This is a genomic window from Streptosporangium oxazolinicum (genome assembly GCF_039537505.1).
Lineage (GTDB): Bacteria > Actinomycetota > Actinomycetes > Streptosporangiales > Streptosporangiaceae > Streptosporangium > Streptosporangium oxazolinicum.
Window position 1 is genome coordinate 134,618 of sequence record NZ_BAABAQ010000001.1, and the last position, 14,213, is coordinate 148,830.

Annotated in this window: 13 protein-coding genes; 9 read left to right on the forward strand and 4 right to left on the reverse strand. The window is 71.2% G+C overall.

What is annotated here, in order from left to right; translation table 11 throughout:
* Positions 1-517: 517 nt before the first annotated feature.
* The 6 genes from ABD817_RS00580 to ABD817_RS00605 all read left to right on the forward strand — a co-directional run bounded on the left by ABD817_RS00580 (position 518) and on the right by ABD817_RS00605 (position 5,822).
* A complete protein-coding gene (locus tag ABD817_RS00580) occupies positions 518-1,108 on the forward strand; it encodes a hypothetical protein (protein ID WP_344913718.1) in 591 nt (196 codons plus the stop codon).
* A gap of 235 nt (positions 1,109-1,343) precedes the next feature.
* Positions 1,344-2,294 carry a DUF389 domain-containing protein gene (locus ABD817_RS00585; RefSeq protein ID WP_344913720.1) on the forward strand — a complete coding sequence of 317 codons (951 nt, stop codon included), beginning with the start codon at positions 1,344-1,346 and terminating at the stop codon, positions 2,292-2,294.
* Positions 2,295-2,379: 85 nt separating this feature from the next.
* Positions 2,380-3,285, forward strand: coding sequence for an ABC transporter ATP-binding protein (locus ABD817_RS00590; RefSeq protein WP_344913723.1), 906 nt, complete (start codon positions 2,380-2,382; stop codon positions 3,283-3,285).
* A complete protein-coding gene (locus ABD817_RS00595; RefSeq protein ID WP_344913726.1) occupies positions 3,278-4,192 on the forward strand; it encodes an ABC transporter permease in 915 nt (304 codons plus the stop codon). The genes ABD817_RS00590 and ABD817_RS00595 overlap by 8 nt, the downstream gene beginning before the upstream one ends.
* Positions 4,189-5,103 (forward strand): ABC transporter ATP-binding protein, encoded by a 915-nt coding sequence (locus ABD817_RS00600; RefSeq protein WP_344913729.1) that lies wholly within the window; start codon positions 4,189-4,191, stop codon positions 5,101-5,103. Before ABD817_RS00595 ends, ABD817_RS00600 begins: the two co-directional genes overlap by 4 nt.
* 2 nt (positions 5,104-5,105) lie before the next feature.
* The gene (locus ABD817_RS00605; protein ID WP_344913732.1) at positions 5,106-5,822 is read left to right on the forward strand and encodes an ABC transporter permease; all 717 of its coding nucleotides are present in this window, start codon (positions 5,106-5,108) and stop codon (positions 5,820-5,822) included.
* 136 nt (positions 5,823-5,958) lie between these two features.
* Here ABD817_RS00605 and glmM read toward each other — a convergent pair whose 3' ends face one another.
* From glmM to rplM, 3 genes are all read right to left on the reverse strand, one after another.
* Entirely contained in the window at positions 5,959-7,314 is a 1,356-nt protein-coding gene (glmM, locus tag ABD817_RS00610) for a phosphoglucosamine mutase (protein WP_344913735.1), read from the reverse strand.
* Positions 7,315-7,317: 3 nt separating this feature from the next.
* Positions 7,318-7,839 carry a 30S ribosomal protein S9 gene (rpsI, locus tag ABD817_RS00615; protein ID WP_344913738.1) on the reverse strand — a complete coding sequence of 174 codons (522 nt, stop codon included), beginning with the start codon at positions 7,837-7,839 and terminating at the stop codon, positions 7,318-7,320.
* Between the two features lie 69 nt (positions 7,840-7,908).
* The gene (rplM, locus tag ABD817_RS00620) at positions 7,909-8,352 is read right to left on the reverse strand and encodes a 50S ribosomal protein L13 (RefSeq protein WP_344746717.1); all 444 of its coding nucleotides are present in this window, start codon (positions 8,350-8,352) and stop codon (positions 7,909-7,911) included.
* A gap of 768 nt (positions 8,353-9,120) precedes the next feature.
* Here rplM and ABD817_RS00625 point away from each other — a divergent pair.
* From ABD817_RS00625 to ABD817_RS00635, 3 genes are all read left to right on the forward strand, one after another.
* Positions 9,121-9,816, forward strand: a complete 696-nt coding sequence (locus tag ABD817_RS00625) for a CAP domain-containing protein (RefSeq protein WP_344913741.1) — start codon at positions 9,121-9,123, stop codon at positions 9,814-9,816.
* A 35-nt stretch (positions 9,817-9,851) separates the two neighbouring features.
* A complete protein-coding gene (locus ABD817_RS00630; RefSeq protein ID WP_344913744.1) occupies positions 9,852-10,811 on the forward strand; it encodes a hypothetical protein in 960 nt (319 codons plus the stop codon).
* Between the two features lie 94 nt (positions 10,812-10,905).
* The gene (locus ABD817_RS00635; RefSeq protein ID WP_344913747.1) at positions 10,906-13,332 is read left to right on the forward strand and encodes a hypothetical protein; all 2,427 of its coding nucleotides are present in this window, start codon (positions 10,906-10,908) and stop codon (positions 13,330-13,332) included.
* On the opposite strand, the gene truA is transcribed toward ABD817_RS00635, so the two are convergent.
* Entirely contained in the window at positions 13,322-14,209 is an 888-nt protein-coding gene (gene truA / locus ABD817_RS00640) for a tRNA pseudouridine(38-40) synthase TruA (RefSeq protein ID WP_344913750.1), read from the reverse strand. The genes ABD817_RS00635 and truA overlap by 11 nt on opposite strands.
* Positions 14,210-14,213 lie beyond the last annotated feature (4 nt).

The following is a 14,213-nucleotide window of genomic DNA, read 5'->3' on the forward strand; positions in this document are numbered from 1 at the left end:
CCCATGCCGTCCGTGACCTCGGGTGCACGCGCGGGTGGTGCCGCCCGCCACCTTCGCCGGGCGGGCGACCGGGCCTTCGGGCCCGCCGGTACGCGGCGACGACGGAAAGGGCGACACCAAACCAGGAACAGCGGAAGCCTATACCTGCGAACCATTCTCGATGGTCATTAAGTGAATGGTGGGGAATATCAGTGTTTTATTTGCAGAATTGGCTGGATAAACGTTGCGGAGATATCCCCGGAATAGGTCGTCCGTTCCCGCCCCGATGAGATGGGAGCGCACGCCCACCCCTTCCCCGAAACCGCGCGACGAGACGCGACTGGTAACCGTCCGGTTACCAGTCGGCACGTCAGGGCAATGATCGCGACGCAGCGGACCCTTGGCGTAACGCCCCGTTACCTTTCCGGCCCCCGATTCGGCCGATCACCCATCGGAGGTAAAAGACTTCCCCGCCTGCGGTTATGCATGCCGTAACAGCGCCAAGTCCCGGCCAGTGGGGTGAATTAGTGTCTTATATGTGAGCATCTCATCCCATGGTCCGCTGAGGCTGAGTGTTGGCGCGAGCACCGGCATGAAGATCGGCGCCATCCTCCTGGCCGTTCCCTTCGTCGGTATTCCGCTGTTCGCGATCTCGAAGCTCGAACGGGCCGCCGAGCTGTCCGCCGGAGGCTCCGCCCTCGAATCCCAGATCCTGATGGTGCCCTTCGTCGTCATCCTGACGGTCTTCCTCGTCGTCCTCCTCGGCATCCTCCGCTTCCGGGCGGAGATGGAGGGAAGCGTCGTGGAGGTCCACGGCGCGTTCACGACGCGCAGGGTGGATCTCGCGCGGGCCCGCGTCTGGCTGGACTCCTTCCCCGAATGCTCACGGGCCCGTGACCTGACCGGCCACCGGCTCCCGTACCTGTACCTGTACGCCCAGGAGCGGGGCGGTCGCAAAGTCCTGCTGCGGCTGCGCGCGGCGCGCGCCTTCCTGCCGCCGCCCGAGCTGGCGGTCCTGGCGAACGCCATCGAGTCGGATCACCGGACCGGCCAGGACGCCGAGCGGGCCTCCCGGACGGCCGACCTGCTCCGGCGGCTGAGCGCCGACCCCGCCATCAGGGTCCCCTGAGGCATGTCGGCAGGGGACCGGCGCGAGACGGCGGCCAGGCGATCCCGACCTCCCCGAAACCTGACCCGGGGCGCCCTCCGGCCGACGGCGAGACCGGCTTCGACAAGAGGCTTCGGGAAGGCGGGCAGCCGCTCGACCGGCGTGCGGCGTGCGGCGGTGGCCCACCGGGGGTGCCGGATCGGGATGCTCCCCCCGGGACGGATCCCCAACCGGGGCACACGTCTAAGGTTGGCCCGTGCTGCATCTACGTGTGATCAGTCCGCCGGAGCTGTCGGACAAGGTGCTTGAGGTGCTCGACGGATGCGTAGGCGTCGTCAACATCGTCGTGTTCCCCGGTGCCGCGCGCTCCCCGGCCGGGGACCTCGTCCAGTTCGACATCGCCCGCGAGGCCGCCAACGAGGTGATCGAGCGGCTGCAGGAGCTCGGCCTGCACACGGAGGGCTCGATCGCGGCCGAGCAGATCGACCTGTCGATCTCGGAGGTGGCCGAGCGCGCCCAGGAGGAGGCGCCCGGCGACAGCGAAGACGCCGTGGTCTGGGCGGAGTTCGCCCAGCGGGTCGACGACGACACCCGGCTGACCTGGGCGTTCCTGGCGTTCCTGGCGATCGCCACCCAGCTCGCGGCGATCGGTGTGATCGTCAACTCGCCGATCCTCATCATCGGCGCGATGGTGCTGGGGCCGGAGTTCGGCGCGATCGCGGCCATCTGCTTCGGCCTGCTCCGTACCGACCGGGGCCTCATCGGCCGCGCGGCCAAGGCCCTGGTCCTGGGTTTCGCCGCCGCCATCGCGATCACCTTCGCCTGCGCGCTGGTCTCGCGGGGGCTCGGCTGGATCGACGTGGGCACGCTGACGACCGGGCACGAGGAGATCGAGTTCATCGTCAAGCCCGACAGGTGGTCGTTCATCGTCGCGCTGCTCGCCGGGGCCGCCGGGGTGCTCTCGGTCACCGCGGGCAAGTCCTCGGCCCTGGTCGGCGTCTTCATCTCGGTCACCACGGTCCCGGCCGCCGGATACTTCGCGGTCGCCGCCGCGCTGTCGCGCTGGGACGACATGGCCGCCTCGGCCGTCCAGCTCGGGGGGAACGTCGCGGGCATGGTCATCTCCGGTGTGGTGACGCTTCTCGTGCAGAAGGCGTACTGGTCCCGGTTCGGCATGCGGCTGCCGCCTCGCCCGGGTGGGAGTTAGGGACTGAAGAATTGCCCTTTCGGACGAGGGGCGACTCCTTCGCATGACGGAGGTACGCCCCGGTGGCGACGGATAGTGTCCGAGCATGACTATCCTCGCCACCGAGGGACTAACCAGACGTTTCCCCCGGGTGACGGCGCTCGACCAGCTCACCGTCACCGTCGGCCCCGGTGTGACCGGCCTGGTCGGCGCCAACGGCGCGGGCAAGTCCACGCTGATCAAGATCCTCCTCGGTCTGCTCGAACCCAGCGCGGGCAGTGCCCATGTCCTGGGCATGGACGCGACGACCCAGGGCGCGGAGATCCGCCGGACCGTGGGCTACATGCCCGAGCACGACTGCCTGCCCCCCGACCTGTCCGCCACCGAGTTCACCGTGCACATGGCCCAGATGTCGGGCCTGCCGCGCACCGCGGCCCGCGAGCGCGCCGCCGACGTCCTGCGCCACGTCGGGCTGTACGAGGAGCGCTACCGGGCGATGGGCGGCTACTCCACCGGTATGAAGCAGCGCGTCAAACTGGCCCAGGCCCTGGTGCACGACCCGCGCCTGGTCCTGCTGGACGAGCCCACCAACGGCCTCGACCCCCGGGGCCGCGACGAGATGCTCTCGCTGATCCGCAGGATCGGCTCAGAGTTCGGCATCAGCGTGCTGGTCACCTCCCACCTGCTGGGCGAGCTGGAGCGGGTCTGCGACCACGTCATCGTGATCGACGGCGGCAAGCTGCTGCGCTCCTCGTCCATCGGGGAGTTCACCCAGATCACCCAGACCGTGACCGTCGAGGTCGAGGAGGGCCAGGACGCGCTGGCGGCCCGCCTGACCGAGCTGGGCGAGACCGTCACCCCGCACGGCAGGATGCTGCTCGTCCAGGTCCGCGCGCCGGAGACCTTCGACGCGCTCCGCGACGCCGTCTGCGAGCTCGACCTCTGCCTCGTCCGCGTGGAGCAGGGCCGCCAGCGCATCGAGGACGTCTTCAGGGAGCCCGTCAATGCCTGAGCCCATCTCCGAACCCATCTCCGCGCCCATCTCCGAGCCCACGGGTGTCATCCACGACATCGGATACCGCCACTACGAGGGGGCGCGGCTCGGCCGCGGCCACGCCACCGCCGCGCTGACCCTGCACAGCCTGCGCGGGATCTTCGGGCTCGGCCGCACCGCCCGCTCGAAGATCATCCCATTCGCGCTCCTGGCCGTCATGCTCCTGCCCGCGGTCGTCTCCATCGCGATCATGGCGCTGGCCAAGGAGGAGGGGATGCGCTACACCGAGTACGCCGTCATCATGCAGGCCGTGCTCGCGATCTTCCTGGCCTCGCAGTCGCCGTACGCCGTCGCGCCCGACCTGCGCTTCCGGGTGCTGCCGCTCTACCTGTCGCGCCCGGTGACGATCTGGGACTACATCGGGGCGAAGCTCGCGGCGATGACGACCGCCATGTTCCTGCTGCTCGCGGCCCCGCTCACCGTGCTCTACATCGGCGAGATGGTCATCGACCTGCCCGGCGACGCCCACACCGCCGAATACCTCACCGCCATGGCCGGCGCGGCCTGCTACGCGCTGCTACTGGCCTGCCTGGGCGTGGCCATCGCCTCGTTCACCCCCAGGCGCGGCCTGGGCGTGGCCTCCGTCATCGCCTTCTACCTGCTCGCCTCCGCCGTGTCGACCGTGCTGTTCGCGACGCTGGAGTCGATGGGCGACGACACCGCCGCCGCCTGGGCGTGGCTGATCAACCCCTTCTTCCTGGTGGACGCCGCCGTACACGTCGGGCTCTTCGGGGCGGCACCCACCGCGGGCGTCGTCTACCCCTCGGACGGCGGCACCCTGGTCGCGGGAGCGATCATCATCGTGCTGATCGCCCTGTCCCTCACGGCCCTGATCGCGCGCTACCGTAAGGCGGCCTCCCGATGAAGATCGAACTGGCCCAGGTGTCCCGCTGGTACGGCAACGTGGTCGCCGTCAACGACATCACCATGACCGTCGGCCCCGGCGTCACCGGACTGCTCGGCCCGAACGGCGCGGGCAAGTCCACGCTGCTGCACATGATGGCCGGGTTCCTGGCCCCCTCGGGCGGCACCGTCACCCTCGACGGCGACCGCATCTGGCGCAACCACCAGATCTACCGCTCCATCGGCCTGGTCCCCGAGCGCGAGGCCGTCTACGGCTTCCTCACCGGCTGGCAGTTCGTGCTGTCCAGCGCCAGGCTGCACCGCCTCCCCAACCCGGACGACGCCGCGCGCAAGGCACTCGCCCTGGTGGAGATGGAGAGCGCCAAGGACCGCAGGATCGAGACGTACTCCAAGGGCATGCGCCAGCGCGTCAAGGTGGCCGCGGCCCTCGTCCACGACCCGCAGGTCCTGCTGCTCGACGAGCCGTTCAACGGCATGGACCCGCGCCAGCGCCTGCACCTGATGGACCTGGTCCGCGCGATGGGCACCGCGGGCAAGACCATCCTGTTCAGCTCGCACATCCTGGAGGAGGTGGAGCGGGTCGCCCAGCACATCGAGGTGCTGGTCGCCGGGCGCCACGCCGCCTCCGGGGACTTCCGCGAGATCCGCCGCCGGATGACCGACCGGCCGCACCTGTTCAAGGTCCGCTCCAGCGACGACCGCCGCCTGGCGTCCGCGCTGATCGCCGACGCCTCCTCGGGCTCGGTCTCGCTGACCGAGGCGGGCCTGGAGGTGCACGCCGTCGACTTCCGGCGCTTCACCCGGCTGCTGCCCAGGGTCGCCAAGGACGCGGACATCCGGATCCTGCAGGTCTCCCCCGCCGACGAAGACCTGGAGAGCGTCTTCTCCTACCTGATCAACAGGAGCAGCTGACCATGAACGGTGTCATCGCCGGAATCTCCTACCGGGCGCTCCTCGGCCGCCGCCGGATCTGGCTGCTGATCATGCTGCCCCTGGTGCTGATCGCCATGGCCGCGCTGCTGAGGTTCATCGGCGCCGCCGACGAGCGGACCGCCGTCGTCCTCATGCAGACCTTCGCCATCGGCACCATGCTGCCGCTGCTCGGCCTGATCGCGGGGACCGGGGTGATCGCCCCCGAGATCGACGACGGCACGATCGTCCACCTGCTGTCCAAGCCGATCTCCCGCCCGGTGATCGCCCAGACCAAGTTCGTGGTCGCCGCCTCGATGCTCGCGCTGTTCGCCGCCGTGCCGACCTTCGTCGCGGCCTACCTCCTGGTCAACCTCGAATCCGGTATCGCGTACGGCTTCGCGCTCGGCTCCCTCATCGGCGGGATCGCGTACGCGGCGGTGTTCATGCTGCTGGGCGTGCTGACCCGGCACGCGGTCACGATCGGCATCGTCTACGCGCTCGTCTGGGAGGGCGTGGTCGGCAACTTCGTCCCCGGCGCCCGCAGGTTCTCCATCCAGCAGTGGGCCCAGACGATCGCCGACCAGCTGTCGTCCTCGGCGTTCTTCTCCACCGAGATCACCCTCGGCTTCGCCGTCCCCGCCCTGGCCGTCGTCACCGTCGGCGCGGTCCTCTGGGCGGGCAGGCGCCTGCGGAGCTTCTCCCTCACCGGCGACGAGTAGCCCGGGGCGTCCGGTCGCCCTCCCTTCGGGGACCGTCGGCCGGGACAGCCGGGAAGCACGGAAAAAGAGCGCGGCCCGCACCTACAGGTGCGGGCCGCGCTCTTTCACATGCTCCGACGGCCCGAAGACCTCCGGCTCAGACGCAGGCCGTACGGACGACCTCGGCCAGCCGACCGGCCAGCTGCTCGGCCTGTTCCGCCGACGCGGCCTCGACCATGACGCGGATCATCGGCTCGGTGCCGCTGGGCCGGATCAGCACGCGCCCGGTCTCCCCCAGCTCCGCCTCCGCGGCGCTGACCGCGGCGGCCAGCTCGGGAGCCGAGGCCTTGGACCGGTCGACGTCCTTCACGTTGACCAGGACCTGCGGCAGCCGGGTCATCACCGAGGCCAGCTCGGCCAGTGACTTCCTCTCCCGCGCCACGACCGCCAGCAGGTGCAGCGAGGTCAGCAGGCCGTCCCCGGTGGTGGCGTGGTCGAGCATCAGGACGTGGCCGGACTGCTCGCCACCGAGGTTGTAGCCTCCGGCCCTCATCGCCTCCAGGACGTAGCGGTCGCCCACGGCGGTCTCGACGACGTCGACACCGGCGTTCTTGAGCGCGATCTTGAAGCCCAGGTTGGACATGACCGTGGCCACCACGGTGTCACCGGCCAGCTTGCCCTCGGCGTGCATGGCCATGGCCAGCACGGCCATGATCTGGTCGCCGTCGACGATCTCGCCGGTGTGCGAGACGGCCAGGCAGCGGTCCGCGTCGCCGTCGTAGGCGATGCCCACGTCCGCGTCGCGGGAGACCACGATCTGCTGGAGCCTGTCCAGGTGGGTGGAGCCGACCCCCGCGTTGATGTTGAGACCGTCGGGGCGCGCCCCGATCGTCTCCACGGTGGCCCCGGCCCGCAGCAACGCCTCGGGAGCCACCATGTGGGCGGCGCCGTGGGCGCAGTCGAGGACCACGTTCAGGCCGTCGAGACGGCCGTCGACGGTGGACAGCACGTGGGACACGTAGCGGTCGGCCTCACCGTACGCCTCGCGTACGCGGCCGACCGAGGCACCGACAGGACGCTCCCACTTCTCGCCGAGCCGCTGCTCGATCTCGTTCTCCACCGCGTCGGGCAGCTTGTAGCCGCCCCGGGTGAGGAACTTGATCCCGTTGTCGGGGGCGGGGTTGTGGGAGGCGGAGATCATCACGCCCATGTCGGCTCTGAGAGCCGTCGTCAGGTAAGCGACCGCCGGGGTGGGCAACACGCCGAGCCGGAGAACATCCACGCCAGACGACGCGAGGCCGGCGACCACCGCGGCCTCCAGGAATTCTCCTGAAGCCCGAGGGTCCCGGCCCACGACGGCGACGGGGCGGCCTCGCCGCCCGACGCTGGCGTTGAACGCCCCGGCATCGCCGAGGACATGAGCCGCGGCCACGGACAGGTCCATGGCGAGCTCGGCCGTGAGGTCGCGTCCCGCGACCCCACGTACCCCGTCGGTGCCGAAGAGGCGCCCCAACGCTTAACGCTTGCTGTACTGCGGAGCCTTGCGGGCCTTCTTGAGGCCGTACTTCTTGCGCTCGGTGGCGCGGGCGTCACGGGTCAGGAAGCCGGCCTTCTTCAGCGGCGGGCGGTTGACCTCGACGTCCAGGACGGTCAGCGCGCGGGAGAGACCCATGCGCAGGGCACCGGCCTGGCCGGTGACGCCGCCACCGTTGATGCGGGCGATGACGTCGAACTGGTCCTCGGCGCCGAGCACCACGAAGGGCTCGTTGACGATCTGCTGGTGGACCTTGTTCGGGAAGTAGTTGTCGAGCGTACGACCGTTGATCGTCCACTTGCCGGTGCCCGGAACGATGCGCACGCGGGCGACGGATTCCTTGCGGCGGCCCGTGCCGTACGAGTTGCCGGTGGTGATGGGCTTGCGGACGGCGACGTCGCCGCTGGCAGTGGACTCGGAGGTGTACTCGGAGGGGAACTCCTCCGCGGAGTACGCTTCCTGCTCGCCCTCGACGGGCGTCTCGACACCGGTGGGCTCAGCCACGGTTCTCCTCTAACTTTCCTACTCGGCGTCGGCCGTCGGCCAACGCTGCTGGCGACAAGCAGCTAGTGACTACTGGGCGATCTGGGTGAGCTCGAAAGACACCGGCTGCTGCGCCTGGTGCGGGTGCTCGGAACCGGCGTAGACCTTGAGCTTCTTGATCATCTTCCGGCCGAGGGCGTTCTTGGGCAGCATGCCCTTCACGGCCTTCTCGACGGCGCGGTCGGGACGCTTGTCCATGAGCTCGCCGTAGGTCATGGAGCGCAGACCGCCCGGGTAACCCGAGTGGCGGTAGGCCTTCTTCTGCTCAAGCTTGTTACCGGTCAGCGCGACCTTGTCGGCGTTGATGACGATGACGAAGTCACCGGTGTCGACGTGGTTGGCGAAGGTCGGCTTGTGCTTACCGCGAAGCAGGATCGCGACGTGGCTGGCCAGCCGGCCAAGCACGATGTCGGTGGCGTCGATGATGTGCCACTGACGCTCGACTTCGGCAGGCTTGGGTGTGTACGTGCGCACGGTCGTATGCCTTCTTTGGTCGCGTCTTCGGCGCTGTCGGAGAGGACAGCAACATGGTCGGTAGGTGCGGGCACACGACAGCCCGGACCTTCCGTCTCCAAAAAAGAGGAGATGACGCCGGACGCGCCGCGTATCGGTCTGCGAGAGGAGACCAATTCGCACACAACGAACTAGCAGGATACCGGCGCGGGAGAGTGCTTGCAAAACGACAGGACTCTCCGCCGGTACCCCAGGCAGTCTACCCGCCGCCGGGCAGTGCCCGGGAACCGCCACGCGCGGGGGCCACCCGATCCCCCGCGATCTCCGGCCTCGCGGCCCTCACCCGCGCGGGACACGGGGATATCGAGGATGTACGGGACCGCCGGTCCTCACGTGCGACGTACGTCAGCCGAGGGGATTCGTACAACGCCGCGCCGGCCCTCACGCGGGGTACGTCAGTCGAGGGAATTTGGCGCGCGTATCGCGTACAACGCCGCGCCGGTCCTCACGCGCGGGGCACGGGATCCACGGCCGTCGGAAAAGGGCTCACCGAAGGGGCCTCACCAGGGCGGGGAGCCCTCAGGCGCGGGGCCGGGCCACGGAGGCGCGGCACCCTCGGCGGGGGGCGCCGGACGACGATCTCGGGAACGCCATCCCGGAGGCTTCACAGAACGGTTCCAATATGTTCTCAACATTCCCTTCTTCCTCACCGCAAACATCTCTATCTTTGATAGCGGTATGTGGCAGCTTCCTCACCCCGGGCATACCCAGCGAGCGCGTCTGCGTCGCATGGGGGTGTTCGCGTGTCTGCTCGCGGTTCTGCTGGTCGGTTTCATCATCGGCCGGGGCAGCCGCGACGAGGAGGCCGCCGACCAGATCTACCTGAACGACACCGGTCCGGCGAGGCCCACACCCAGCGGCGCCCTGGCCGGGCAGGTCGAGCGCGCCCCGCTCGCCCGGGTCGCCCGATCCACCCCCACCCCCGCCCCCCAGGACCGGCGCTCGCGCTCCACCCCGACCCCCGGCACGTCGCTCGGCGGCTCCGGCGACGACGGCCCCTCCCGCTACCTCCTCAACGGTGACGGCGACGGCGCCACCTCCGCGCTCGGCGCGATGGAGCGCGAGGTCGTCCGGCTCGTCAACGTCGAGCGCAGGCGGGCCGGGTGCGCGCCGCTCCGGATCGACAGGAGGCTGACCGTCTCGGCCAGGAGGCACTCGGCCGGGATGGCGTCCTCCGGCAGCCTCTCCCACACCTCCGCCAACGGCACGTCCCCCTGGGAGCGGATGGAGGCCACCGGCTACCGCGACGGCGGCGCGGAGAACATCGGGCGCGGCTACACCTCCCCCGACGACGCGGTGCGCAGCTGGATGGGGACCAGCGGCCACCGGCGCAACATCCTCAACTGCGAGCTCAGGGCCACCGGGGTCGGTGCCGTACAGGGGGCCGACGGGCCCTGGTGGACCCAGGACTTCGGATACTCCTGAGCCAACCGGCTCCGATACCGGGCTACGCTCGGCGCATGGGTTTTCCCGTGGAGCCGCCGCGCCGCCAGCCTTACAACCGGCCTGACGCGTCGCCGCCCGCACAGGGCCGGCAGCAGGGCCAGCACTGGTTCGACGCCTCACCGAACAACCGCGCCCCCGAGGCTCCCGAGCCCCTTCCACCGGCCTCCCAGCCCACCAGGCCGCAGGGACGGCCCTCGGAGCCGCCCAGGGAACGGCCTCGCCAGGAGAGGTGGAGCCCGTACGACGAGGGGCCCCGCTCACGCCGCCCGATCTTCATCGCGGCCGGGGCGTTCGCCGCGCTGGTCGCGGCGGGCGTCGGCCTGGCCGTGCTGGCCAACTCCGACCCTGCCCCGGTGCCCGGCGCGACGGGCCCCACCGCCGCGGCCCCCCTCCTGCCGCCCGCCAACATCTCGGAGGGCAAGTTCGGCTTCGCCTCCTCCCGTGCCACCGACCCGCACGCCCTCACCTTGAACGAGGTGTTCAAAAACAAGAAGGTGAAGATCGGCGGGCAGACCTACCTGATGACCACGCGCAGGACCGACGAGAAGTGCGACAAGGCGGTGGTCGGGACCAAGCTCCAGAAGGCCCTCACCTCGGCCAAGTGCACCCAGCTCCTGCGCGCCAGCTTCCGCGACGCCTCGGGGAAGGTCATCGGCACCGTGGGGGTCGCCAACCTCAAGACGTCGGCGGGAGCGTCCAAGGTCGTCTCGGTCGGCTCGGGCAAGGAGCGGGAGGAATACATCAAACCGCTGCCCGGTAAGGATAAGGTCACCAAACTTCTCGGCACCGGTGAGGCCTTCGTGGGCGAATGGCGCCACGGACACTACGCGGTAATGGTCTGGTTCCAGTACAAAGACGGCCATCTACCGAAAAAGACCGAGGCCAAGAAGCTGAACCAGGCGGCCTTCGGCGCGGCGGACGCGACCATCACCCCCGCCCTGGAGGCACGGTCGCTGACCGGAAAACGCCCCTGACCATGGGGTCACAATTACGCTTTAAGGCATGAATCCGACAGACGATACGGCCATACTCGCATGACGATCTCCGACGGTCGCTAGGCTGCGTCGTATGCGTGGCCAGGAATCCGGGTCCGAGCACCAACGTGAAGCCGAGGGTTCGGCAGCACCGGCGACGCCGCCGCCGAGTTTCGGCCAGCCCTCGCCCCACGTGCTGCGGACCGATCTCACAGGTGACGAGCAGCTCCACAGCCCCTCCGCGTGGCCGGAGGTGACCCCGGGGGCGGCTCAGCCATGGACGGTCCCCGGCGACGGGGCCCCCTATGACTGGTACGCCCAGCCGGAGGCCGACCCGCCCGCCTCCTGGTCCGGCCCCGCGCACTCCGCGCCCCAGCCGGGCCCGCTCCCGTACCCGGAGCCCTCCGGCCCCCCGGCGCCCGCGTTCCCTCCCGGACCCGGCTTCCCGCCCGGCCCCCCGGAGGCCACCAGGCCGGACCTTCCCCGCGACCCCTCGGGCCCGCGACCCGAGTTCCCACCGAGCCCCCCGGGTGCCGCCCCGCCGGATCCCTCCCGCGACGTTCCGGGCCCACGGCCCGATCTCTCCCCCGGGCCCGCCGATCCCGCCCGTCCCGGGTTCCCGCCCGGCCCCCCGGGAGCCTCCCTGCCGGATCCCTCCCGCGACGTTCCGGGCCCACGGCCCGGGTTCCCGCCCGGTCCCCCGGGCCCCACCTGGTCCGAGTTCTCCCGGCCGGAGCCGGCCCCTCCGGCGTGGATCAACTCCCCCACGCCCCCGGAGCCCTCCCCTCCCGCCTGGCCCACCGCGCGGAACCCGACCGGTCCCACCGCCCCGACCGGCCCTTCCGGCCCGTCCTGGCCCGGTGCCCCCACCACCTCGGACGCGACCTCCCCGGCCTGGCCGGTGGAACCGGCCGTCCCCCCACGGCCCGGAGGGACCGGCGAGCGCCACGAGCCCGCAGGCCCCGCGCCGAGGGACGAGCAGACGCTGTCCACCGCGCCCATCGTGCCGGGGGCGCCGCCCTGGCAGCCGCCGCCCGCCTTCACCGCCGCGGCGGCGGGCATGCAGGTCTGGCCCTCGTCCGGCCAGGAGGCCCCCTGGCCCGCCGCGACCGGCGAGCCGGTGTGGACCGACCCCGAGGAGAGCGCCGCCCGCCCGGGAGAGCCCGGCGACGTCGCCGTCTGGCCGCCGGACGCCACCCCCCAGCAGGAGCCGGACGAGACCGACGACACCACGGCCGACGTCCGCGCCGCCGTTCCCGGCGCATCGGGACGATCCGCGCGGGGGGACCTCCTGGAGCCCGACCACGTCCCCCCACCCCCGCCGCCGGTGCAGGCCCCCCAGCAGGCTCTCCAGCAGACCCCGCCGCCCCCGCCCGCCGGTCCGCGGGACGAGACCGTCCCTTCCGGGCCCGCTCCGGCGGCCCCCATGCCCGCGCCCGTGACCCAGCCCGTCACGCGACCAGAACCGGAGCTGATCTCACAGGTGCCCGCGCCTCCCTTCGAGCAGGACACCCGCGACAGGACACCGCCCCAGGCGGCCGGTCCCGGCCCGGCGGCGCCGCCCTTCCCCCCCTCGGACCAGGAGACCCCGCCCGGCGGGATCCCCGTCGTCACCGGCCTCACCGGCGCCGCGCCGTCGTTCCCGGTTCTCCCGCCCCCGCCGGTGACCTCACCGGCGGGCTCACCGGCGGGCGAGCCGTCGGCACCCCCCGGAGGCGGACCGGCGGCGACGCGCGGGGCGTTCACCCCGCTCTCGGAGTTCGTCCCCGAGCCTCCGCCCCCGCCCCCCGTTCCGGCCCGCAGCAGGGCCAGTACGACGCTGCTCGCCGCCGTGGTCGCGGTCGTGGTGGTCGGCATCGGCACCGGCGCCTTCTTCGCCTACCAGTCCTTCAGCGCCAAGCAGTCGGCGAACGCGACGGATCCGATCCCCAGCTCGGGAACCCTCGACCCCACCGACGACCTGGACATCACCGGCGAGCCCGAGCCGATCAACACCACGATGCTCAACTCCGAGAAGACCGACCCGGGCACGATGACCGTGGCCGACGCCTTCGGCAAGAAGGTGTCCGTGGCCGGGACGACGTTCAAGCGGGTCAAGACCAACGTCACCGAGCAGTGCCAGAAGGCCGCGTCCGGCAGGTTCGCCGGCACCCTGCGCAGCCAGGAGTGCCGCCGCGTGCTGCGGGCGACGTACGTGGACAGCAAGCGGAAGTACGCCGTGACCACCGGGATCGCCGTGCTGCCCACCCGCGAGTCCGCGGTGGCCGCCGACAAGGCCAAGGACCTGAACGACAACCTCTGGTTCCGCGGCCTGCCCTCCGCCGCCGGCACCGGAGGCGAGCGGGTGCACATCGCGGGCGGCTACGCGGCCGGGATGGTGTGGGGCCGCTACATCGTGTTCAGCTACGCCACCTTCAGCGACGGCCACACGCCGACCGCGAAGGAGAAGTCCCTGGGCAAGGTCAGCGGCGCCTTCCGCGACCAGACCGCGAAGGTCGTGGAGCGCCGCGTCACGAACTGAGCGTCCGCACCCGGCGGGTCTCCGCGGCCCGCCGGGCGAGCTCCTCGACGCCGGGGTAGCGCACCTCCTCCAGGCAGAGCCCGTGCGCGGGCGCGACGTGCACCCCCGAGTCCCGTACGGCCCGCGCCAGCACCTCTCCCGGCCAGCCGACCGGGAGCCGGCCCTCGCCGACGGGCAGCAGCGATCCGACGAGCGCCCGGACCATGGAGTGGCAGAACGCGTCGGCCATCACCGTCGCGACGACGAGCCCCTCCTCACGGGCCCAGTCGAGCCGCTTGAGCTCGCGGATCGTGGTCGCGCCCTCGCGTCGCCTGCAGAACGCGGCGAAGTCGTGCTCGCCGAGGAGGGCGGCGGCGGCCGCGTTCAGCCTGTCCACGTCGAGGGGCCTGCTGTACCAGACGACCTCGCGGCGGCGGAGCGGGTCGACACCGCCCGGGGCGTCGGAGATCCGGTAGGCGTACCGCCTCGACAGCGCCGAGAACCGTGCGTCGAAGCCCTCAGGAGCCACCGTGACGCGATGAACACGGACATCTTGCGGCAGGACTCCGGCGAGCCTTCTGCGCATGGCAGAGAGCCTCTCGTCGAGCTCCCCCGAGGATCCGGGCTCCGGACCCCCCTCCGTGGCCCCTCCCCGGCGGGCGCGGCCGTCCAGCGCGGCGAGCGCGCCGGGATCCAGGTCGACGTGGGCCACCTGGCCGCGGGCGTGCACGCCCGCGTCGGTCCGCCCGGCCACGGTCAGCGCCGGAGACTCGGGAAGCCGCAGGATCCTGCCGAGCGCCTCCTCGATCTCCCCCTGGACCGTACGCCGCCCGGGTTGCCTGGCCCAGCCGGAGAAGTCGGTGCCGTCATAGGCGAGATCCAGCCTCAGCCGTACCACGATG

What these genes read in the sequence shown, in the direction of transcription:
- ABD817_RS00605 (WP_344913732.1), top strand. Translation starts at nt 5,106, where the DNA reads ATGAACGGTGTCATCGCCGGAATCTCCTACCGGGCGCTCCTCGGCCGC.
- ABD817_RS00600 (WP_344913729.1), top strand. Translation starts at nt 4,189, where the DNA reads ATGAAGATCGAACTGGCCCAGGTGTCCCGCTGGTACGGCAACGTGGTC.
- ABD817_RS00630 (WP_344913744.1), top strand. Translation starts at nt 9,852, where the DNA reads ATGGGTTTTCCCGTGGAGCCGCCGCGCCGCCAGCCTTACAACCGGCCT.
- ABD817_RS00590 (WP_344913723.1), top strand. Translation starts at nt 2,380, where the DNA reads ATGACTATCCTCGCCACCGAGGGACTAACCAGACGTTTCCCCCGGGTG.
- ABD817_RS00595 (WP_344913726.1), top strand. Translation starts at nt 3,278, where the DNA reads ATGCCTGAGCCCATCTCCGAACCCATCTCCGCGCCCATCTCCGAGCCC.
- ABD817_RS00635 (WP_344913747.1), top strand. Translation starts at nt 10,906, where the DNA reads ATGCGTGGCCAGGAATCCGGGTCCGAGCACCAACGTGAAGCCGAGGGT.
- ABD817_RS00625 (WP_344913741.1), top strand. Translation starts at nt 9,121, where the DNA reads ATGGGGGTGTTCGCGTGTCTGCTCGCGGTTCTGCTGGTCGGTTTCATC.